Source organism: Roseovarius sp. TE539, assembly GCF_003298505.1.
Lineage (GTDB): Bacteria > Pseudomonadota > Alphaproteobacteria > Rhodobacterales > Rhodobacteraceae > Roseovarius.
Genome location: NZ_QNGB01000013.1, coordinates 19,567 through 41,195 on the forward strand (window position 1 = coordinate 19,567; position 21,629 = coordinate 41,195).

22 protein-coding genes are annotated in these 21,629 nt (G+C 64.7%); 10 read left to right on the top strand and 12 right to left on the bottom strand.

Going from position 1 to position 21,629, the window contains the following annotated elements; translation table 11 throughout:
* Positions 1-2 precede the first annotated feature (2 nt).
* Together groL and groES are read right to left on the bottom strand one after the other, a co-directional pair.
* The gene (gene groL / locus DQW77_RS09965) at positions 3-1,652 is read right to left on the bottom strand and encodes a chaperonin GroEL (protein WP_113258079.1); all 1,650 of its coding nucleotides are present in this window, start codon (positions 1,650-1,652) and stop codon (positions 3-5) included.
* A gap of 57 nt (positions 1,653-1,709) precedes the next feature.
* A complete protein-coding gene (groES, locus tag DQW77_RS09970; RefSeq protein WP_113258080.1) occupies positions 1,710-2,021 on the bottom strand; it encodes a co-chaperone GroES in 312 nt (103 codons plus the stop codon).
* Between the two features lie 321 nt (positions 2,022-2,342).
* Between groES and DQW77_RS09975 the strand changes: the two genes are divergently transcribed.
* Positions 2,343-3,263 carry a manganese-dependent inorganic pyrophosphatase gene (locus DQW77_RS09975; protein WP_113258081.1) on the top strand — a complete coding sequence of 307 codons (921 nt, stop codon included), beginning with the start codon at positions 2,343-2,345 and terminating at the stop codon, positions 3,261-3,263.
* Positions 3,264-3,288: 25 nt separating this feature from the next.
* Here DQW77_RS09975 and DQW77_RS09980 read toward each other — a convergent pair whose 3' ends face one another.
* Positions 3,289-3,894 carry a flavin reductase family protein gene (locus DQW77_RS09980; protein WP_258523813.1) on the bottom strand — a complete coding sequence of 202 codons (606 nt, stop codon included), beginning with the start codon at positions 3,892-3,894 and terminating at the stop codon, positions 3,289-3,291.
* Between the two features lie 101 nt (positions 3,895-3,995).
* Between DQW77_RS09980 and DQW77_RS09985 the strand changes: the two genes are divergently transcribed.
* The 6 genes from DQW77_RS09985 (at position 3,996) to DQW77_RS10010 (ending at position 8,718) form a co-directional block, all read left to right on the top strand.
* On the top strand, positions 3,996-4,865 hold the full coding sequence (locus DQW77_RS09985) for a TIGR01459 family HAD-type hydrolase (protein WP_113258082.1): 870 nt from the start codon (positions 3,996-3,998) through the stop codon (positions 4,863-4,865).
* 571 nt (positions 4,866-5,436) lie between these two features.
* Entirely contained in the window at positions 5,437-5,880 is a 444-nt protein-coding gene (locus DQW77_RS09990; RefSeq protein ID WP_113258083.1) for a MaoC family dehydratase, read from the top strand.
* A 158-nt stretch (positions 5,881-6,038) separates the two neighbouring features.
* Positions 6,039-6,221 carry a hypothetical protein gene (locus DQW77_RS09995; protein ID WP_113258084.1) on the top strand — a complete coding sequence of 61 codons (183 nt, stop codon included), beginning with the start codon at positions 6,039-6,041 and terminating at the stop codon, positions 6,219-6,221.
* 48 nt (positions 6,222-6,269) lie between these two features.
* The gene (locus DQW77_RS10000) at positions 6,270-7,205 is read left to right on the top strand and encodes a bifunctional riboflavin kinase/FAD synthetase (protein WP_113258085.1); all 936 of its coding nucleotides are present in this window, start codon (positions 6,270-6,272) and stop codon (positions 7,203-7,205) included.
* On the top strand, positions 7,202-7,672 hold the full coding sequence (locus DQW77_RS10005; protein WP_113258086.1) for a YcgN family cysteine cluster protein: 471 nt from the start codon (positions 7,202-7,204) through the stop codon (positions 7,670-7,672). The genes DQW77_RS10000 and DQW77_RS10005 overlap by 4 nt, the downstream gene beginning before the upstream one ends.
* Positions 7,672-8,718, top strand: a complete 1,047-nt coding sequence (locus tag DQW77_RS10010) for a low specificity L-threonine aldolase (protein WP_113258087.1) — start codon at positions 7,672-7,674, stop codon at positions 8,716-8,718. Before DQW77_RS10005 ends, DQW77_RS10010 begins: the two co-directional genes overlap by 1 nt.
* A 311-nt stretch (positions 8,719-9,029) precedes the next feature.
* On the opposite strand, the gene DQW77_RS10015 is transcribed toward DQW77_RS10010, so the two are convergent.
* Both DQW77_RS10015 and DQW77_RS10020 read right to left on the bottom strand, forming a co-directional pair.
* Positions 9,030-9,839, bottom strand: coding sequence for an alpha/beta fold hydrolase (locus DQW77_RS10015; RefSeq protein WP_113258088.1), 810 nt, complete (start codon positions 9,837-9,839; stop codon positions 9,030-9,032).
* Positions 9,840-10,439 carry a 2-hydroxychromene-2-carboxylate isomerase gene (locus DQW77_RS10020; RefSeq protein WP_113258089.1) on the bottom strand — a complete coding sequence of 200 codons (600 nt, stop codon included), beginning with the start codon at positions 10,437-10,439 and terminating at the stop codon, positions 9,840-9,842.
* A 106-nt stretch (positions 10,440-10,545) separates the two neighbouring features.
* On the opposite strand from DQW77_RS10020, the gene DQW77_RS10025 reads away from it, so the two are divergent.
* Positions 10,546-11,562 carry a ribose-phosphate pyrophosphokinase gene (locus DQW77_RS10025; protein ID WP_113258090.1) on the top strand — a complete coding sequence of 339 codons (1,017 nt, stop codon included), beginning with the start codon at positions 10,546-10,548 and terminating at the stop codon, positions 11,560-11,562.
* A 49-nt stretch (positions 11,563-11,611) separates the two neighbouring features.
* Here the strand turns inward: DQW77_RS10025 and DQW77_RS10030 are convergent, their stop codons facing one another.
* From DQW77_RS10030 to DQW77_RS10060, 7 genes are all read right to left on the bottom strand, one after another.
* On the bottom strand, positions 11,612-11,962 hold the full coding sequence (locus DQW77_RS10030; protein ID WP_113258091.1) for an H-type lectin domain-containing protein: 351 nt from the start codon (positions 11,960-11,962) through the stop codon (positions 11,612-11,614).
* 145 nt (positions 11,963-12,107) lie between these two features.
* Positions 12,108-12,533, bottom strand: a complete 426-nt coding sequence (locus DQW77_RS10035) for a F0F1 ATP synthase subunit epsilon (protein ID WP_113258092.1) — start codon at positions 12,531-12,533, stop codon at positions 12,108-12,110.
* Between the two features lie 65 nt (positions 12,534-12,598).
* The gene (gene atpD, locus DQW77_RS10040) at positions 12,599-14,023 is read right to left on the bottom strand and encodes a F0F1 ATP synthase subunit beta (RefSeq protein WP_113258093.1); all 1,425 of its coding nucleotides are present in this window, start codon (positions 14,021-14,023) and stop codon (positions 12,599-12,601) included.
* A gap of 17 nt (positions 14,024-14,040) precedes the next feature.
* The gene (locus DQW77_RS10045; protein WP_113258094.1) at positions 14,041-14,919 is read right to left on the bottom strand and encodes a F0F1 ATP synthase subunit gamma; all 879 of its coding nucleotides are present in this window, start codon (positions 14,917-14,919) and stop codon (positions 14,041-14,043) included.
* Positions 14,920-14,934: 15 nt separating this feature from the next.
* On the bottom strand, positions 14,935-16,473 hold the full coding sequence (gene atpA, locus DQW77_RS10050; protein WP_113258095.1) for a F0F1 ATP synthase subunit alpha: 1,539 nt from the start codon (positions 16,471-16,473) through the stop codon (positions 14,935-14,937).
* Positions 16,474-17,034 carry a F0F1 ATP synthase subunit delta gene (locus DQW77_RS10055; RefSeq protein ID WP_113258143.1) on the bottom strand — a complete coding sequence of 187 codons (561 nt, stop codon included), beginning with the start codon at positions 17,032-17,034 and terminating at the stop codon, positions 16,474-16,476.
* A gap of 454 nt (positions 17,035-17,488) precedes the next feature.
* A complete protein-coding gene (locus DQW77_RS10060) occupies positions 17,489-18,229 on the bottom strand; it encodes a methyltransferase domain-containing protein (protein WP_113258096.1) in 741 nt (246 codons plus the stop codon).
* A gap of 63 nt (positions 18,230-18,292) precedes the next feature.
* Between DQW77_RS10060 and gloB the strand changes: the two genes are divergently transcribed.
* Positions 18,293-19,060, top strand: a complete 768-nt coding sequence (gene gloB / locus DQW77_RS10065) for a hydroxyacylglutathione hydrolase (RefSeq protein ID WP_113258097.1) — start codon at positions 18,293-18,295, stop codon at positions 19,058-19,060.
* A 158-nt stretch (positions 19,061-19,218) separates the two neighbouring features.
* Positions 19,219-21,552 (top strand): ATP-dependent Clp protease ATP-binding subunit ClpA, encoded by a 2,334-nt coding sequence (gene clpA / locus DQW77_RS10070; protein ID WP_113258144.1) that lies wholly within the window; start codon positions 19,219-19,221, stop codon positions 21,550-21,552.
* The last annotated feature ends 77 nt before the right edge of the window (positions 21,553-21,629 follow it).

A 21,629-nucleotide genomic window follows, 5' to 3' on the forward strand; every position in this document is an offset into this window, starting at 1 on the left:
GCTTACATCATGCCGCCCATGCCGCCCATGTCGGGCATGCCGCCGCCGCCGCCACCGCCGGCGCCTTCCTTCTCGGGCCGGTCGGCCACCATCGCCTCGGTGGTGATCAGCAGACCCGCGATCGAGGCGGCGTCCTCCAGCGCGGTGCGCACCACTTTGGCCGGGTCGATGACACCCGCCTTGAAGAGATCCTCGTAGACCTCGGTCTGGGCATTGAAGCCGAAGGACAGGTCACTGCTTTCGCGGATCTTGCCGGCAACAACAGCCCCGTCGACACCGGCGTTCTCGGCGATCTGGCGCAACGGCGCTTCAAGCGCGGTACGGACGATCGCGATACCGGCATCCTGGTCGCTGTTGACGCCCGACAGCCCGTCCAGGGCCTTGGCGGCCTGCACGAGGGCCACGCCCCCGCCCACGACGATACCTTCCTGAACCGCGGCGCGGGTGGCGTTCAGCGCGTCATCGACGCGATCCTTGCGCTCCTTCACCTCGGTCTCGGTCATGCCGCCGACGCGAATGACGGCCACACCGCCGGCCAGCTTGGCCACACGTTCCTGCAGCTTCTCGCGGTCATAATCGCTGGTGGTGTCCTCGATCTGCTGACGGATCTGGCTGACCCGCGCCTCGATCTCGGCCGTCTCGCCGTTGCCGTCCACGATGGTGGTCTCATCCTTGGTGATCTCGACCTTCTTGGCCGAGCCCAGCATGTCCATGGTGACATTTTCCAGCTTCATGCCCAGGTCTTCGCTGATGACCTGACCACCGGTCAGGATCGCGATATCCTGCAGCATGGCCTTGCGGCGGTCGCCGAAGCCGGGTGCCTTGACAGCAGCGATCTTCAGGCCACCGCGCAGCTTGTTGACCACCAGGGTCGCCAGCGCCTCGCCCTCGACATCCTCGGCGATGATCAGCAGGGGTTTCTGGCTCTGGATCACCTGCTCGAGCAGCGGCACCATCGGCTGAAGGCTCGACAGCTTCTTCTCGTGCAGCAGGATCAGGCAGTCATCCAGATCGGCAATCATCTTGTCCGAATTGGTGACGAAATAGGGGCTGAGGTAGCCGCGGTCGAACTGCATGCCCTCGACGACGTCGGTCTCGGTCTCTAGGCCCTTGTTCTCCTCGACGGTGATGACGCCCTCGTTGCCGACCTTCTGCATCGCGTCGGCGATCATCTGGCCGATCTCGGCCTCGCCATTGGCCGACACGGTGCCGACCTGCGCAACCTCGTCGCTGCCCGAAACGTCGCGGGCGGCGGCCTTGATCGCCTCGACGACCTTGGTGGTGGCCAGGTCGATGCCGCGCTTGAGATCCATCGGGTTCATGCCGGCGGCAACGGCCTTGTGGCCGCTCTTGATGATCGAGTGGGCCAGAACGGTGGCAGTGGTGGTGCCGTCACCGGCCTCGTCATTGGTCCGCTGGGCCACTTCCTTGACCATCTGCGCGCCCATGTTCTCGAACTTGTCTTCCAGTTCGATTTCCTTGGCGACGCTGACGCCGTCCTTGGTGATGCGCGGCGAGCCGAAGCTCTTGTCCAGCACCACGTTGCGGCCTTTGGGTCCAAGCGTCACCCTGACCGCATCGGCCAGGACGTTCACGCCGCGCAGCATCTTGCTGCGGGCTTCGGTGTCAAACTTGACGTCTTTTGCAGACATGTCTGGTTGCTCCTGATGTCTTTGAATTTCCGGGGGTGATTACACGAATCGGGGCGTTCAGGCGGCCTTGGCGGCCTTGTCCCCGTCCATGATGCCCAGGATGTCGCTTTCCTTCATGATCAGTAGTTCCTCACCGTCGATGGTGATCTCGGTTCCGGACCACTTGCCGAACAGGACGCGATCGCCTTCCGACACGTCCGGCTTGATGCGGTCGCCGTCATCGTCGCGCGCCCCGGCGCCGACGGCCACGACAACACCCTCCTGGGGCTTTTCCTTCGCGCTGTCGGGGATGATCAGCCCGCCTGCGGTTTTCTCTTCGCTCTCAACGCGGCGCACAAGCACGCGGTCATGCAGCGGTTTAAATGCCATCTCTGAGGCTCCTTGGCTCAAAGTTTCTCCCTTGGCCCTCCTAGGGGCCGTTATCACTCACATCCGGCGAGTGATAACAGCGTGTAGCTAGGCGCTGCGGCGAAATCTGTCAACACCCGCCCGTCGGAAAATCGTCACGCCGTTCGCGGCGCTGTCCTTGTCCCGCCGGGGCGCCACTGTGAACGGTGCCGGTCCGGTGAACCGCCGGCGCCTTTCGGCCCCGGCTGGCGCCTGTCGCCGCAGCGCAGCATCAGCAGGTGACAAGCCCCGCCGCCATGCCTATAAGGCGCGCGACACCCTGATTTGCGTAAGGATTGCGACATGACCACTCTCGTCTTCGGCCACAAATCCCCCGACACCGATTCCACCGGATCACCGATCCTCTGGGCCTGGTATCTCAACGAGGTGAAAGGCATTGATGCGCGGGCCGTCCTGCTGGGCGAACCCAACTCCGAGGCCGCCTTCATGCTCGAGCGCTGGACCCTGCCCAAACCCGAGATCGTCGAGGACGTGGCCGACGACACCCCCTGCGTGGTGGTGGACACCAACAACCCCGCCGAACTTCCGGCCAATATCGCCAATGCCGACCTGCAGGCGATCATCGACCACCACAAGCTGGCCGGCGGGCTTGAGACGAAAGGCCCGATCGACATCACGATCCGTCCGCTGGCCTGCACCGCCACCATCATGCTTGACCTTATGGGCGATAATGCGGCCGGGTTGCCTGACTGGGCCAAGGGTGCCGCACTGACCTGCATCCTTTCGGACACGCTTGAATTCCGCAGCCCCACCACCACCGACCATGACCGCGCTACCGCCGAGCAGCTGGCGCGCGACCTGCAGATCGACATCGCGGACTACGCCGCGCAGATGTTCGCGGCCAAATCCGACGTTTCCGCCTTCTCGGATGCCGAACTGATCCGCATGGACAGCAAGGAATACACCGTAGACGGCACCGCGTTCCGCGTCTCTGTCCTGGAAACCACCGCGCCGCAGATGGTGCTGGACCGAAAGGACAGCCTGATGGAAGCGATGAAAACGGTCGCTGCCGAAGACGGGGTCGATCAGGTCCTTCTGTTTGTCGTGGATATCCTGGACGAGGAAGCGACGCTTCTGGTGCCCAACGACCTGGTCCGAACCGTGGCCGAGAAGAGCTTCGGCGTCACACCAAAGGCCGACACGGCGGTCCTGCCGGGTGTTATGAGCCGCAAGAAACAGATCATCCCCAACCTCAAGACATGACCGTCCGCGCCGGGGGCGAACCCGGTCAGCCCCCGGATTTGCGCCGCACCACGTGAAAATCGCCCTGCATGTAGGTCAGGGGCGCCTGGCCGGCGTTGGAAATCCCCGTCACCGCGCCGATGCAGATCGCGTGGGTGCCGTGGCCGACGCTGCGCTGAAGCGTGCATGTGAAGGCCGTGGCGCGCGGCAGGACGGGGCCGAACTCCGTCGCCATGACGTCCAGCCCGTGAAAACGGTCCGGGCGCTGCGCATCGAAGGCCCCGGCGAAGGCGCGCGCCAGATCGTCGGCATCCTCGGGCAGGACATTGACGCAGAACGCCCCGTTGTCGCCGACCGCCCGGGCGATCCGGCTGTCGGACTTCAGGCACACCAGAACCGAGGGCGGATCGGCTGACAGCGAGGTGAAGGCACTGACGGTTGCGCCCATCTGCCCGGCGGGCCCGTCCGTGGTCACCACCGTGACCGTTGCCGCCACCTGTCGCATCGCCTCGATAAAGGCGTCCCGTGCCGCGTTCATGACATTGGCCCCGTACCCGAAAATCCCGTCTTCACGCGCCTCTCCCTGTTCATGCCGTCCAGAGGTTGCCAGAAAAACCGCACCGTGGAAAACGAATTCACCCGATCCGGCCACTTGCCGAAACCGCTTACATAACCCTTTCCCTGCCACTGGCAAATCCGGCTCGGCCCTGCCATAGAACGACCAATCACGCAGCAGACACGAGGCTAGCTCCCATGACCCGGATCATCACCTCACTTGCCGAGATCTCCGACCCGTATTCGGCCCTCTTCGTCGATCTATGGGGCTGCGTGCATGATGGCGTGCGCGCCCTGCCCGACGCGGTTGCGGCCTTGCAGGGCTACCGGCAGCGCGGCGGCACCGTGGTCCTTCTGACAAACTCGCCCCGCCCACGCGCCGGGGTGGAACGGCAGCTCCGCCGCTTCGGCGTGCCGGAGGATGCATGGGACACCATCGCCACCTCGGGCGACAGCGCCCGCGCCGCCATGTTCCGCGGTGTCGTGGGGGAAAGGGTCTGGCATGTCGGCACCCCGGGCGACCGGCCCTTTTTCGATCCCATTGCAGTGGTGGATGACCCTGTCGCCATCGAACGGGTGGACCGCGATGCAGCCGAGGGCATTGTCTGCACCGGCCCCTTCGATGCCACTTCCGACCCGGAGGTTCTGCGCCCCGATCTGCTGTATGCCAAGCAGACAGGCATGAAACTGTTGTGTGCCAATCCCGATATCGTCGTCGACCGGGGCGATCACCGTGAATGGTGCGCCGGTGCGGTTGCGCGGCTATATACGGAAATGGGTGGCGAAAGCCTCTATTTCGGCAAACCGCACCCGCCGATCTACGATCTCGCCCGGCAGCGTCTTGCGGCGCTCGGGCGCGGGGCGGGCAACAACATCCTGGCCATCGGCGACGGCGCGCAGACCGACATCCTTGGTGCCATGGGCGAGGATCTTGACAGCCTCTTCATCTCCGGCGGCCTGGCCGCGCGCGAGACCCGGACCCGCTCGCACCCCGACCCGGACGCGCTTGAGGCCTACCTTCGGGAAGAAGCCGTCAATCCGACCTACGCGATCGGATATCTGAGCTAGAGACTGTCGGGGGCAATCAGAAACGATCTGCAGACGGGCGCGCGACCATCCGGGTGAACAGGCGCGCAACCACGGGCCGCGGCGCGGTGATCCGGTGATTGGGTTGCAGTGGCGTCATGTCTGTCAAATCCGTCACTCCCCAAGTCCTCGCGCCCGCGCAGTCCGCGCAGGGAGCTGGCCGAGCCTTGGGGCGGCCCGGCGCAGCGCGGCAGGTGTCGCAGGGCACGCCGGCCGCGGCCTTCTGGCGCCATATGACCGCGTGTCGCTCAACAAGGCTGGAACGGCACCTGATACCCTGCGCCTGCCGGGCATCTGATGTCAGGTTGCGAGGACTGGTGTCGGCGCCTGACAAAAAGGTGCCAGCACCATGAGGGAGGCGCAGCCACCCGCGTCGTGGCGGGGCCGGGCATGGCCCGGACCGCAATTGTGCCCGAGGCCCGCATCCCTGCCATGCGTCATGGAAGCCGGCGACAAGAAAACCCTTGATTTTCTGCGCACGCAAAGTAATAAAGTTCCAACAATCGGCGCTCTGGCGTCTTAAAATTACCAGCCTGACGATCCGGAGGGGCGAATGTTGGACAACATGCCGCGTGGCACGATCTGCATCGAAGACATCGAGATGGGCATGTCCCGCCACCTGCGCAAAGTGGTGACGGACCGGGACATCGAACTGTTCGCCGAGGTGTCCACCGATCACAACCCGGTTCATCTCGACGATGATTATGCCCGCGATACCATCTTCGAGGGCCGTATCGCGCACGGCATGCTGACCGCCGGGTTGATTTCGGCCGTGATCGGCGAGCAACTGCCGGGCCACGGAACCGTCTATATGGGCCAGAGCCTGAAGTTCCTCGGCCCGGTGCGTCCCGGCGACATGGTCGAGGCGCGGGTCGAGGTGACCGGCATCGACCACGCCAAGCGCCGCGTACAGCTCGATTGCCGCTGCACCGTGGACGGCAAGAAAGTGCTTGTCGGCGAGGCCACGGTGCTGGCGCCGTCGCGCAAGTTCGACTGACCGCGCCCATCCCGTCCCGGACCGGGCATTCGCGCAATACACTGGTGACCGTACGCGCCCGCTGTTGAAACGTCCTCGCCGCGCAATCATCTGGGAAGGACGTCGCAACGGGCTCTCGGCTGCGGCGGCATTGCCAAGTCTGGAGGGAGGACACGGAAATGGATGCAACCAAGACCACCGAATACGCCCGCGCCCTGCTGTCATCGCGCGGCGGCAAGGCAGAGGCCGAAGCAGCCCGAAGAATGCAGGAGGCGACCAAGGCCGGCAAGCCGGACGAGGCCGAGGACTGGCGCCGGATACGGCTGGCGATCAGCGAAATGCGCGGGCCCCGGCAGGGCTGACGAACCATCCCGCTTGCACCCGCCTGCGCATGGGGCTACGCAAACCCCATGCGGATCATCCGGGATTATACATTCGTCGATCCCGCCGACCGTGGCGCCAGCGTCGCGATCGGGAATTTCGACGGCGTGCATGTCGGCCACCAGTCGGTGATCGACATCGCCCGGCAGGCCGGCGACGGCGCGCCGCTGGGTGTGCTGACCTTCGAGCCGCATCCGCGGGAATATTTCGCCCCCGACGCGGCACCGTTCCGCCTGATGGGGCGCGAGGCGCGCGCGCACCGGCTGGAAAAGCTGGGGGTCGAACGGCTCTACGAACTGAATTTCAATGCCGCCCTGTCAGCCCTCAGCCCCCGGGCTTTCTGCGAGGAAGTGATCAGCGGCGGGCTGGGGCTTGCGCATGTGGTGGTGGGCGCGGATTTCTGCTTTGGGCAGGGGCGCGCGGGCGATGCCGCCGATCTCCGGGCCTTCGGGCAGGAAATGGGATTCGGCGTTACAATCGCGCCGCTTCTCGAAGGGGCGGATGGCGAAGTCTCGTCCACGGCGATCCGCGCCGCGCTCAGCGAGGGGCGTCCCCGCGACGCTGCCGCGATGCTGGGCCACTGGCACCGCATCGACGGGCCTGTCCTTGGGGGCGAACAGCGCGGCCGCGAGCTGGGCTACCCCACCGCCAACATGTCCATCAAGGGGCTGCACCCGCCCCGCTTCGGGGTCTACGCCGTTCTTGTCGATGTGCTCGACGGGCCGCATGCGGGCCATTATCACGGCGCTGCATCGCTTGGGGTGCGGCCCATGTTCGACGGCGAGGAGCCCAATATCGAAACCTTCCTTTTCGATTTCAGTGGCGATCTCTACGGGGCCGAACTTTCGGTGGCGCTGGTCGAATACCTGCGCCCCGAGGAAACATTTGACGGGCTGGACGCCTTCGTCTCGCAGATGGATGCCGATTGCGCACACGCCCGCGACATCTTGGCAAGGACAGCATGAGCGACCCGATCGACCGGACCGGCCTGCGCCCGCGTTTCTGGCAAGACATACCGTTGTCGCGCATGACCCACCGTGAATGGGAGGCGCTTTGCGACGGTTGCGGCAAGTGCTGTCTCAACAAGCTCGAGGACGAGGACACCGGCGAAGTGGCGCTGACCCGCGTGGCCTGCCGTCTCTTTGACGATGGCACATGCCGCTGCGCCAGCTACGCCGACCGCCACCGCCATGTGCCCGAATGCGTGGTGCTTGATCCCGCCAGCCTCGAGAAAAACCTCTACTGGCTGCCCGAAACATGCGCCTACAAGCTGCTGTGGCAGGGCAGCCCCCTGTTTGACTGGCACCCGCTGATTTCCGGCACCCCCGAAACCGTTCATCGCGCCGGGGTGTCGGTCCGCGGGCGCACCCTTTCGGAAGTCACGACGCCCGAGGAAGACTGGGAAGACCACATCATCGAGGAGCCGACCTGATGTTCTTTGCCTCCGACAATACCGGGCCTGCCCACCCACAGGTTCTTGCCGGGCTCGGGCAGGCCAACGAGGGCTACGCCGCGCCCTATGGCACCGACGAGCTGAACCTGACGGTTCGCGAAAGGCTGCGCAGTCTGTTCGAGGCCCCCGAGGCGGCGGTCTATCTGGTGGCCACGGGCACCGCGGCCAACGCGCTGGCGCTCGCCACCCTGTCGCGGCCCTGGGACACGATCTTCTGCACCCGGCAGGCGCATATCGAGGCGGATGAATGCAATGCGCCCGAATTCTACACCGGCGGCGCCAAGCTCACGCTTGTCGGCGATGCTGACAAGCTCGATCCCGACACCCTGCGCGCGGCCATCGGGTCGAAGGAATTCCTGGGCGTGCACGGGCCGCAGCGCGGGCCGGTCGCGCTGACGCAGGTCACCGAGATGGGTCAGGTCTACAGCTGCGCCGAGATCGCCGCGCTCGGGGCCGTGGCGCACGATTACGACGTGCCCCTCTACATGGACGGGGCGCGCTTTGCCAATGCCGTGGCGGCCCTCGGCTGCACCCCGGCCGAAATGACCTGGAAAGCCGGCGTCGATGCCGTCAGCTTCGGCGCCACCAAGAACGGCTGCCTTGGCGTCGAGGCGGTGATCTTCTTCGATCCCGCCCACGCCTGGGAGTTCGAACTGCGCCGCAAGCGCGGCGCGCACCTTTTTTCCAAGCACCGTTTCCTGTCGGCACAGATGGATGCCTATCTGGAGGACGGGCTCTGGCTGCGCTCGGCACAGGCGGCCAACGCCAGTGCCGCACGGCTGGCCGAGGGGCTGCGCGGCGTGCCCGGCTGCACGTTCCTGGCCGAACCGCAGGCCAACATGATCTTTGCCCGGCTGCCCCGCGCGGCCCATCAGCGCCTCCAGGCGGCCGGCGCGGTCTACGGGCTCTACGAGGGGCCACTCGGCGAGGGTGCCCCGGACGAGCCGCTGCTGATGCGGCTGGTCTGCGACTGGTCCTGCCCGCCCGACGCGATCGACCGTTTCATCGCCACCGCAAGCGGCTGACGGGCGTTCCGGGCCTGTCCCGCCGATGCCGCGCCCGGCATGAAACTCCGCGATGCGCAGGGAGGGGGGTGCAAAGTGTCGAAACCCGGGTCCGAGCCCGGGGCAGACAGATGAGCAAGGCCCATCGCCAGACCGCGGGATGGCGATCCACCGCTCTTCCACGCGCTTTATGCCTGCCACATACGCACTGCGCATGAGGGGGCGCGCCCAGCGTCACCAAATCGCCAGCCCGGGGGGCGGTCTGGCGATGGGCGGGGCACCTTCGGTGCTGTTCCGGCCCGGGCTGGCAGCCGCGACCCGGCCCTCTGCCCCTAAAACTGCCTCAGGAAGCGCAGCACCTCTGCGGCCACCTGCCCGGCATGGGTGATCGGCGCCATGTGACCCGCGCCGGCGATCACCGCGCGCTCGGCGCGCGGCAGCCGCGCGGCCAGCGCCTCGTTGATCGCCGGGATGATGGCAGGCGAATCGCTCCCCTCGATCAGCAGCACGGGGCGGTCCAGCGCCTCCAGCCGGCCCGGCGCCAGCATCCCGCCGGCATCGTCGTAAAGCGCCGGCTCGCCCGCCCGGACCAGGGGCATCCGCACGGCCAGCGCCCGTTGCTGCGCCGCGGGCAGGTCCTCCCACGGCGTACCGTCGCCCCAGACCGCGGTGAAGGCCCGCGCCGCGGCGGTGTGATCGCCAGCCGCCATGGCCTGCGACACGTCCGCCATCCGGGCCGCAAGCCGCGCGCGCACCTCCGGGTGGTCGGCAAAGGCCGCGGCGAAGAAAACCGGCTCGACCAGAACCAGCGACCGCACGAGGCCCGGCCTCTCCAGTGCCAGCCTGAGCGCCACCGTCGCCCCGAAGGAATGCCCGATCACGTCGTGAGGCCCGTCAACGCAGAACGCCGCCGCGATCCGGGTGGTCACCTCCTGAATCTCGCCCCGGTCGTCCCAATCGGCACTCCGGCCATGCCCCGGCAGGTCGAAGGCCGTCATCTCCAGCGCCCCGGACAGATACCGCGCCATGCCGCCCCAGCTGCCCGACTGCGCCAGCGAACAGTGGATCATCAGCGCCTTGCGCGGCCCCTGTCCGAACGTCGTCCATGCGGTGGGAAACCCCGCCTTCACCGTCTGCGGCATTCAGAGTTTGCCTGAAAGCTGCAGATCAAGATCCTCCAGCCGGTCCTGCCCCCAGAACACCTGCCCGCCATCGGTCACGTAGAAGGGCGATCCGAAGACGCCCGCAGCCACCGCCTCCTCGAGGTTCGCGGCGTAGGTCTCGGCACCGCTCAGCAACCCGCTGTCGGCCAGCCCCGGATCGAAGCCGGCCGCGGCAAGGCAGTCGCGCACGACGTTGTCCTCGGCGATGTCGCGCTCCTCGGCCCAGCAGGCGCGCAGGATGGAATGAACCAGACCGCCCACGTCGCCGCCCCCCGCGCCCTGCGCGGCGATGATCGCATAGGAGGACGGCGCCGGGTTGGTCGGCCAGTGCGCCGGCTGTGGGTTAAGGGGCAGCCCCAGTTTGCGGGCCTGCCGCGGTAGATCCTGCGCGCGCCATGCCTGCCGGCTGGGGTGACGTTCGGCCGGCGGCGTGCCCCCGGTGCGCGCGAACAGCGCCATGATGTCGAGCGGCTTGTAGGTGATCGTTGCACCGTGCCGCGCGGCGATCTCCTCGAGCCGGGTGCCCGCCAGATAGGCAAAGGGCGACAACGTCGAAAGATAATAGTCGATATGGGCCATTTTCCGCGCCTCTCCCTGACCGGCGAACTTTGCCAGACGTTAAGCCCATGCTAAGCGGTGTCAACGTCACGAATCTGTCATCGTCTGCCATCCGGGGATTCCTGCCATGCCGCACACGCCAGAGCCGAAACTGATTTCGGGCAACGCCAACCTGCCGCTGGCCAACGCCATCGCCAGGCGGATGTCCATGCATCGCGGCGTCAATGTCGGGCTCGTGGATGCCCGGGTCGAACGTTTCAACGACGCCGAGATCTTTGTCGAGGTCTACGAGAACGTCCGCGGCGAGGACATGTTCATCATCCAGCCCACCTCGAACCCCGCCAATGACAACCTGATGGAGCTGCTGATCATGGCTGATGCGCTGCGTCGCTCCTCGGCCAAGCGCATCACCGCCGTGATTCCCTATTTCGGCTACGCGCGCCAGGACCGCCGGTCGCGGGCCCGGACGCCGATCTCGGCCAAGCTGGTGGCCAACATGCTTGTCGGCACCGGGATCGAGCGGGTGCTGACGATGGACCTGCACGCGGCGCAGATCCAGGGCTTCTTCGACATCCCCGTCGACAACCTCTACGCCTCGCCGGTCTTCGCGCTGGATATCATGACCCAGTTCAAGGGCTCGATAGAGGACGTAATGATCGTTTCGCCCGACGTGGGCGGCGTCGCCCGTGCCCGCGAACTGGCCAAGCGGATCGAGGCGCCGCTCTCGATCGTGGACAAGCGCCGCGAAAAGGCCGGCGAAGTGGCCGAGATGACGGTGATCGGCGATGTCACCGACAAGAAATGCATCATCGTGGATGACATGTGCGATACGGCCGGAACCCTCTGCAAGGCCGCGCAGGTCCTGATGGACAACGGCGCACTGGAGGTGCACGCCTACACCACCCACGGAGTGCTGTCAGGTCCCGCCGTGGAGCGGATCACGAATTCGGTTCTGAAATCCATGGTCATCACCGACACCATCGCAGCCACGGATGCTGTCCGGGCCACGCCCAATATCCGCATCATCCCCACCGCACCCGTCTTCGCACAGGCGATCCTCAACATCTGGAACGGCACCAGCGTCTCGTCGCTTTTCGAGACCCCGACACTGGAACCCGTCTATGAAGGCCAGTTCGGCACCTGAGAGGCCCGTTTCCCGAGGGTCGCGGCACCCGCGCAGCACCCTGCCCGGGTCAGTACAAATCCCAGTCATCCTCGTCGCGGACGGGACCGATGGCAATCCATCTGAATCGCGCGCGGGCCACCCGCGTGTCGCCCCAGGTTCGGAAAACCGCCTCGAATCCATCCGGTCTGACGGCCTCGGCGACGATCTCGACACGCGCATTCGAGCCATTGTCGATATCCCACATGGACAGCGCGACATGGACTGTCGGCACCGCCGTGAAAGCGCCTGAGAATTGCACCGGCATGCGCCGCTCACGCTCGCCGATACCGGTCCACATCTCGCCGTTATCGGCGAAATCCGAGAAAAGGACATCTTCTCCCTGGTCAATGCCCAAGGGCTGTTTTCCGATATGTTTCATGGCCTCACGTCCCCGAACGAACCCACTATAGCGTGAATGCGGCTGGAGTTTGACACGAAAAAGAGCCCCGCGAAGGGGGCTCTTTGGCAACCGCGTTCACCATTTCATCCGGGTCTGGCTGACGACCATCACAAGGGGATGCCCCTCAATAGGCCGCGAGGCCCATCTCGTCACCGAGTGCCACCATGTCAGCAAGCAGCTTCGCCGCCTCGTCCACCGGGCCGGGTTCGTTCTCGTAGGCTTCCTGCGCCTTTTCCAGCTTCGCATTGGCCTCGTCGACCATCGCCTTGAACTCGTCCTGCGTGACATCCGCACGTGGCAGCGCGCGTTCCGCCAGGACCGACACGCTCTCGCCGTTGATCTCGGCGAATCCGCCGGTCACCACATATTCCGCATCGCTGTCACTTCCCGAAACCCGGACAATGCCCGGCCGCAGGGTGGTGATCAGCGGCGCGTGATCGGCCATCGCCGTCATGTCGCCTTCGGCGCCCGGTATCTGGACTTCCGCAGCTTCGACCGAAGCCAGCAGCCGCTCGGGCGAGACCAGATCGAATTGGATTTTTTCAGCCATCTGGGCCTCCTTGTCGCGCCCTGCCCGGGAGGGGCCTGCCCTCCCGGAGCGGGACGCGCGTCACATCACGCCGCGTCGGCGGCCATTTTCTCGGCCTTTGCGACCGCCTCCTCGATACCGCCAACCATGTAGAAGGCGCCCTCGGGCAGGTGATCGTATTCGCCGGCAACCACGGCCTTGAACGAGGCGATGGTTTCTTCCAGCGGCACCTGCACACCGTCCGAACCGGTGAACACCTTGGCCACGTCGAAGGGTTGCGACAGGAAGCGCTGGATCTTCCGGGCCCGCGCCACCGTCAGCTTGTCCTCCTCGCTCAGTTCATCCATGCCGAGAATGGCAATGATGTCCTGAAGGCTCTTGTAACGCTGCAGGATGCCCTGCACGTCACGGGCAACCTGGTAATGCTCTTCGCCAACCACCGCCGGGTCCATCAGGCGCGAGGTCGAGTCGAGCGGGTCCACCGCCGGGTAGATGCCAAGCTCCGAAATCGCCCGGCTCAGAACCGTGGTAGCGTCAAGGTGCGCGAACGAGGTTGCCGGCGCCGGGTCGGTCAGGTCGTCCGCGGGCACGTAGATGGCCTGCACCGAGGTGATCGAGCCCGATTTCGTCGAGGTGATCCGCTCCTGCAGGTCGCCCATGTCGGTGGCCAGCGTCGGCTGGTAACCCACGGCCGAAGGGATCCGGCCCAGAAGCGCCGACACCTCAGAGCCCGCCTGCGTGAAGCGGAAGATGTTGTCGACGAAGAACAGGACGTCGGTCCCGGACTGGTCGCGGAACTGTTCGGCAAGGGTCAGGCCCGAGAGCGCCACACGGGCGCGCGCACCCGGCGGTTCGTTCATCTGGCCGTAACACAGCGCGACCTGGCTCTTGGTCAGGTCATCGGGGTTGATGACCCCGGATTCGATCATTTCGTGATAGAGGTCGTTGCCCTCGCGGGTCCGCTCGCCGACGCCGGCGAAGACCGAGTAGCCCGAGTGCACCTTGGCGATGTTGTTGATCAGTTCCATGATCAGAACCGTCTTGCCCACGCCGGCACCGCCGAACAGGCCGATCTTGCCGCCCTTCGCGTAGGGGGCCAGAAGGTCCACGACCTTGATGCCGGTGATCAGGACCTCGCTTTCGGTCGACTGATCCTCGAAGGAGGGGGCGGACTGGTGGATGGCGCGGCGCTCCTTGGCCTCGACGGGGCCGCCCTCGTCCACGGGTTCACCCACCACGTTGAGGATCCGCCCAAGCGTCGCGTCGCCCACCGGCATGGTGATCGGGCCGTCCATGTCGGTCACTTCCTGGCCGCGGACCAGTCCTTCGGTGGCGTCCATCGCGATGCAGCGAACGGTGCTTTCACCAAGGTGTTGCGCGACCTCCAGGATCAGCGTCTTGCCGTTGTTGTCGGTTTCCAGCGCGTTCAGGATCGCCGGCAGGTGATCGCTGAAGTGCACGTCCACCACGGCGCCGATCACCTGGGTGATTGTGCCTTTTGCGTTTGCCATGTTTCGTCTCCGGTTCTCTAGAGCGCCTCGGCGCCCGAAATGATTTCAATAAGCTCGTTGGTGATGACGGCCTGACGCGAGCGGTTGTACTCGATCGTCAGCTTGTCGATCATCTCGCCGGCGTTGCGCGTGGCGTTGTCCATCGCGCTCATCCGCGCGCCCTGCTCGGAGGCCCCGTTCTCCAGCAACGCGCTGAAGATCGCGGTGGCCACGCCGCGCGGCAGGAGTTCGGAAAGGATCGCCTGCTCGTCGGGCTCGTAGTCGTAGAAGGTGCCGCCCTGCGCATCATCCTCCGGCGCGTCGAAATCGGCCGGAATGATCTGCTGCTTGGTGGGGATCTGGCTGACCACGTTCTCGAAGCGCGAGAAGAAGATCTTTGCGACGTCGAACTCGCCCGCCTCGAACCTGTCCAGCACGTTCGCCGCCACGGATTGCGCATCACCGTAGCCCACGCGCTTGACTTCGCTCAGGTCGACGTGATCGACGAACATGTCACCGTAATCGCGGCGCATGGCATCGCGGCCCTTCTTGCCAACGGTGATGATCTTGACCGTCTTGCCCGCCTTTTTCAGGCTGTCGGCCTCGGCCTTGGCGAGCTTGGCGATGTTTGCGTTGAAGCCCCCGCAAAGCCCGCGCTCGGCAGTCATCACGATCAGCAGGTGCACGTCATCCGAGCCTGTGCCGCTCAGCAGCCTGGGCGCGTCCTCGGTATCGCCCACGGCCGCCGCAAGGCGCCCCATGACCGCATTGAAACGCTCGGTATAGGGCCGCGACATCTCTGCCGCTTCCTGGGCGCGGCGGAGCTTGGCCGCCGCGACCATCTGCATGGCCTTGGTGATCTTGCGGGTCGACTTGACCGACTCGATCCGGTTTTTGAGGTCCTTAAGACTTGGCATGGCCTATTCCCCGCTTCACGCGAAGTCCGCGGCGAATTCGTCGATGGCCGCCTTGATCCTGTCCTCGGCATCGTCCTTGATCTTGGGATCCTCTTTGGTGATGAAATCCAGCAGGTCCTGATGCTTGCTGCGCAGGTGGTTCAGAAGCCCCTGCTCGAACCGGCCCACCTGGTTGACCGAGATCTTGTCGAGATAGCCCTTGGTGCCGGCATAGATGATGCACACGATCTCGGCGTTGGTCATCGGCGAGTATTGCGGCTGCTTCATCAGTTCGGTCAGGCGCGCACCGCGGTTCAGCAGCTGCTGTGTCGCCGCGTCAAGGTCCGAACCGAACTGCGCGAAGGCCGCCATCTCGCGGTATTGCGCCAGTTCCAGCTTCACCGGGCCGGCGACCGACTTCATCGCCGCCGTCTGCGCCGAGGAGCCGACCCGGCTCACCGACAGGCCGGTATTCACGGCCGGGCGAATGCCCTGGTAGAAGAGTTCGGTCTCAAGGAAGATCTGCCCGTCGGTGATCGAGATCACGTTGGTGGGGATGAAGGCCGACACGTCCCCGCCCTGCGTCTCGATGATCGGCAGGGCCGTCAGGCTGCCCGCCCCGTTGTCATCGTTGAGCTTCGCGGACCGCTCCAGAAGGCGGGAGTGCAGGTAGAAAACATCACCCGGGTATGCTTCGCGGCCCGGCGGGCGGCGCAGCAGGAGCGACATCTGCCGATAGGCGACGGCCTGCTTGGAAAGGTCATCGTAGACGATCAGGGCGTGCCGCCCGTTGTCGCGGAAATGCTCGGCGATCGCGGTGGCCGAATAGGGCGCCAGGAACTGCATCGGCGCCGGATCAGAGGCGGTGGCAGCCACGACGATGGAGTACTCCATCGCGCCGTTCTCCTCCAGCGTCTTCACCAGCTGCGCCACGGTCGAGCGCTTCTGCCCGATGGCCACGTAGACACAATAGAGCTTCTTGCTCTCGTCATCGCCCGCAGCCTCGTTGTAGGTCTTCTGGTTGAGGATCGTGTCGAGGGCCACGGCGGTCTTGCCGGTCTGGCGGTCCCCGATGATCAGCTCGCGCTGGCCCCGTCCGATCGGGATCATGCTGTCAACGGACTTGAGGCCGGTGGCCATCGGTTCATGCACCGATTTGCGCGGGATGATGCCCGGCGCCTTCACGTCGGCCACGCCGCGTTCCTTGGTCTTGATCGGGCCCTTGCCGTCCAGCGGATTGCCAAGGCCGTCCACGACCCGGCCCAGCAGTTCGTCACCGATCGGCACGTCCACGATCGAGTTGGTCCGCTTGACCGTGTCACCCTCCGAAATCTCTCGGTCCGATCCGAAGATCACGATGCCGACGTTGTCGGTTTCCAGGTTCAGCGCCATGCCCATGACGCCGCCGGGAAACTCGACCAGCTCGCCCGCCTGAACGTTGTCCAGCCCGTGAACCCGCGCGATGCCGTCGCCCACCGACAGGACCCGACCAACCTCGGCTACCTCGGCTTCCTGGCCGAAATTCTTGATCTGGTCCTTCAGGATCGCAGAAATCTCTGCAGCTTGGATACCCATTTATCCGACCTCTTTCATTGCATTCTGGAGGGAGTTGAGGCGCGAGCGGATCGAGGTGTCGATCATCTTCGAGCCCACCTTTACGACAAGACCGCCGATGAGGTTCTCATCGACGGTCGCATTGATCTTGACATCGCTGCCGATACGCTTCTTCAGCGTCGCCGCCAGCTTTTCGGACTGCGCCTTGGTCAGCGCCTTGGCGCTGGTGACCTGCGCGGTAACCTCGCCCTTTTCCTCGGCGATCATCGCGCGCAGATGCGTGATAAGCTGCGGAACCGCGAAAAGGCGCCGTTTCTGGGCCATCAGGCCCAGGCCGCGCGCCAGCGGCACCATCAGCCCCATCTCGGAGGCCAGCGCGGCAATGGCTTTGCCCTGCTCGCTGCGCGGGATGATCGGCGACGCGATCATCGCCCGCAGGTCAGCGCTTTCATCAAGCGCGGCGGCAAGATCGTTCACGCCGGTCTCGAGCTTGGCAAGCTTTTTGTTTTCCTTGCTGAGGTCGAAGATCGCCGTCGCATAGCGCTCGGCAATCCCTGAGGCAATCGAAGCTGGTTCGGACACGTCCACCCTTCCGACAGTTTGGCCCCGGTTCCGACGGCAGAACCGTCTCCGGGGGCTTTGGCATGCGCTGAGTACTCATAGCACCGAAATTCGGCGTGGGTCTAGCAGAGCCTTGCGCAGCTAGCAAGCGCGGCAAAAACAATTGTATACCATTGAATACTGCATGTTTTCAAATTGTTACCTACCCTGCGACGGTTTGCGCATGCGCGGCGGCATGAAAAAGATCACTTATCCACAGGATTTTTGCGATTCCTGCCGCGCACCGCTCCCAATGGTCCGCCCGTCTTGTTAGCGCAACCGCAGCACGGGCCGGTCCGGGGCGTCAGGCCAATTCCGTCATGTCCGCGCAGCACGGAAACCGGCAAGCGATGATCCCGGACGGGGGCCGCTTGGCTCGCCCCCTCTTGGCTCGACCACGAAACGCCTCCTTGGCCCCTTGCGAAATGCGCAAACCTCAAACCGGTTTGGCCTCGGGCTTGGGCTTGAGCACATCCAGCGGCTTGCGCACGGTTTCACGCAGGCCGGGGCCGCCCGGCGCCTGTACCCGTTTGGTCGCCTCCACCATCAGGACACCCCCCGCCGCAATCACCGGCAACGAGCCGCCGACCTTCTCCAGCATCCCGGCCGTCTTGCGCCAGAACCGGCGCTGAGACGGCGGTTGGTAGAGCGTGGTAACATGCCGTTCCGGCAGGAAATTATGCGCCTTGAGCTGGGTTTCCAGCTGGGTCTGCGAATAGGGGCGCCCGTGGCCGAACGGCGTGCGATCGCTGCGCGACCACAGCCCGGCACGGTTGGGCACCACGAAAAGCGCCGAGCCACCGGGCCCCAGCACCCGCCAACATTCCTCGAGCAGCATCGAGGGCCGCTCGCTCGCCTCGAGCCCGTGAACCACCAGAAGCTTGTCGACATGCCCGGTCTCCAGCGGCCACATGGTTTCCTCGCAAAGGACCGAAATATTCGGCATCCCTTGTGGCCACCCGATCACCCCCTGGGGCCCAGGCATCAATGCCACGACCCGCCGCGCGCCGTCGAGGTAGGGCCGAAGAAAGGGAACCGCAAAGCCGAACCCGGCCACCGTCTGCCCCTGCGCCTCCGGCCAGAATTCCGCAATCCCCGCGCGCACGGCTTTCTGCGCCGCCCGCCCCAGAACGCCGCGATAATAGAAATTGCGAAGGTCCTGTACATCGAGATGCATTGCAGCGCCGCCCGCGATCCGTCACTCTGAACGGTAACAGCAACCGGCAAAAGGGCAAACACCATGACACTCGAAATCCGGACCGTTCCGTGCCTGTCCGACAATTACGCCTTCCTGGCCCACGACCCGGACACCGGCCAGACCGCCGCCGTGGACGTTCCCGAAGCGGCACCGATCCTGCGCGCGCTGGACGAGGAAGACTGGATTCTGTCGCATGTCCTTCTGACGCATCATCATGCCGACCATGTGCAAGGGCTGGATCAGCTCCTGTCGGAGGCACCCGCCCGCGTCATCGGTGCCGAAGCGGATGCACACCGCCTGCCGGCGCTGGATATCGCGGTGCGCGAAGGCGATCCCGTCATGATCGGCAACGAGGTCGGCGAGGTGATTGATGTGTCCGGCCACACCGTGGGACACATCGCCTTCCACTTTCCCGAAAGCCGGGTGGTGTTTTCCGGCGACAGCCTGATGGCCCTGGGATGCGGCCGTGTCTTCGAGGGCCCGCCGCCGCAGATGTGGAACAGCCTCAAGAAGCTCGCGGCGCTCCCGGGGGACACGACCGTCTGTTCCGGTCACGAATATACCGGCAAAAATGCGCTTTTCGCGGTCACCGTCGATCCGGGCAACGCCGCCCTCACGGCCCGCAAGGCGATGATCGACGCGGCCCGCGAAGAGGGACAGCCCACCGTGCCCTCGACTTTGGCCGAAGAGCTGGACACCAATCCTTTCCTGCGCGCCGAGGACCCGGCGATTCAGGCGCATCTGGGCATGGAAGGTGCCGACCCGGCCGATGTCTTCGCAGAGATACGCAGCCGCAAGGACAGCTTCTGACCCTGCAATCGCGCGACCATAGGGCGCACATCCGAAGAAAAGTTACCGGTGTTTGCCAGAAAACCCTTGAAGCAGCAGCCATATCGACCAAACTTTAATACATGTAGGCAACGATGGAGGCGTACCCGGCCTCCCGGATCATCAAGGAGCGAAGGAAAGTGCCGTCATTCTCCAATACACTGGAACAGGCAATCCACGCTGCACTGGCAATGGCCAATGCACGCCGGCACGAGTTCGCCACGCTCGAGCATCTTCTTCTGGCTCTGATCGACGAGCCGGATGCAGCCCGCGTCATGAAAGCGTGCAGTGTCGACACGGAAGATCTGCGCAGCACTCTGGTGGATTTCATCGACGAGGAACTGTCCAACCTCGAAACCGACATTGACGGGTCCGAGGCCGTTCCCACGGCGGCGTTCCAGCGCGTCATCCAGCGGGCCGCGATTCACGTGCAATCCTCAGGTCGCACGGAAGTGACGGGCGCCAATGTCCTGGTCGCGATTTTCGCGGAACGTGAATCGAACGCGGCCTACTTTCTGCAAGAACAGGACATGACCCGCTACGACGCGGTCAACTTCATCGCGCACGGCGTCGCAAAAGACCCCGCATACGGGGAATCGCGCCCTGTCACCGGGTCGGCGGATCCCGATGACACGTCTGGCAAGACCGAAGCCGAGTCCGACGCCGTGGAAGCCGGGGAATCGGCACTCGCCAAATATTGCGTGGACCTCAACGAGAAGGCGCGGACCGGCGACGTCGATCCGCTGATCGGTCGCGACTCAGAGGTCGAGCGCTGCATCCAGGTGCTTTGCCGCCGGCGAAAGAACAACCCGCTGCTTGTCGGCGATCCCGGTGTCGGCAAGACTGCCATCGCGGAAGGTCTGGCGCACAAGATCGTCAAGGGCAACACGCCCAAGGTATTGGCCAACACCACGATCTATTCGCTCGACATGGGTGCGCTTCTCGCCGGCACGCGCTATCGGGGCGATTTCGAGGAACGGCTCAAGGCGGTCGTGAACGAGCTGGAGGATCATCCCGACGCGGTACTCTTCATCGACGAGATTCACACCGTCATCGGCGCGGGCGCGACCTCGGGCGGGGCAATGGATGCCTCCAACCTGCTCAAGCCGGCGCTTCAGGGCGGCAAGCTGCGCTGCATGGGATCGACCACATACAAGGAATTCCGCCAGCATTTCGAGAAGGACCGCGCGCTGTCGCGCCGTTTCCAGAAAATCGATGTCGTGGAGCCGACGGTTGACGACACGGTCAAGATCCTCAAGGGCCTCAAGCCGTATTTCGAGGACCACCACAGCGTGAAATACACCAATGACGCCTTGCGCACCGCCGTGGACCTGAGCGCGCGATACATCAATGACCGCAAACTTCCCGACAAGGCGATCGACGTGATCGACGAGGCTGGCGCAGCGCAGCACCTCGTGGCTGCCTCCAAGCGGCGCAAGAGTATCGGCACCAAGGAAATCGAGGGGGTGATCGCCAAGATGGCGCGTATCCCGCCCAAGAACGTCTCGAAGGACGATGCGGAGGTCCTCAAGGATCTCGAAGGGGCGCTCAAGCGTGTGGTCTTCGGGCAGGACAAGGCGATCGAGGCGTTGTCGTCTTCGATCAAGCTGGCCCGCGCAGGGCTGCGCGAGCCGGAAAAGCCGATCGGGAACTACCTCTTTGCCGGTCCGACGGGTGTCGGCAAGACGGAGGTTGCCAAACAGCTGGCCGATACGCTCGGGGTGGAACTGCTGCGCTTCGACATGTCGGAATACATGGAGAAGCACGCCGTTTCCCGGCTCATCGGTGCGCCCCCGGGCTATGTGGGGTTCGATCAGGGGGGCCTGTTGACCGACGGTGTGGATCAGCATCCGCATTGCGTGCTGCTGCTCGACGAGATCGAAAAGGCGCACCCGGACGTATTCAACATCCTGCTGCAGGTGATGGATCACGGCAGCCTCACGGATCATAACGGCCGCAACGTCGATTTCCGCAACGTGGTACTGATCATGACCTCGAATGCGGGCGCCGCCGAACAGGAGAAGTCGGCGGTGGGATTCGGCCGGGATCGGCGCGAAGGCGAGGATACCGCCGCAATCGAGCGGACATTCTCACCGGAGTTCCGCAACCGTCTGGACGCCGTGATCTCCTTCGGACCACTGCCCAAGGAAGTCATTCTCCAGGTGGTCGAGAAATTCGTCCTGCAGCTTGAAGCACAGCTCATGGATCGCAATGTCACCATCGAATTGACGAAGCCCGCGGCCGAATGGCTGGCCGAGAAGGGCTATGACGACAAGATGGGGGCCCGCCCGCTCGGGCGTGTGATTCAGGAGCACATCAAGAAACCGCTGGCCGAGGAACTGCTCTTCGGAAAACTGGCCAAGGGCGGTGTCGTGAAGGTTGGCATCAAGGATGGCAAGATCGATATCAAACTGGAAGGTCCGGATCGTCCGCGGCTGTCCGGCAAACGTCCACCACTTCTGACGGCTGACTGACCACTAAACTCCGCGGAGTGAATATCAGGGGTTAGAGAAATGAGGGCCGGCGCGTGATGGCGCCGGCCCATATATCC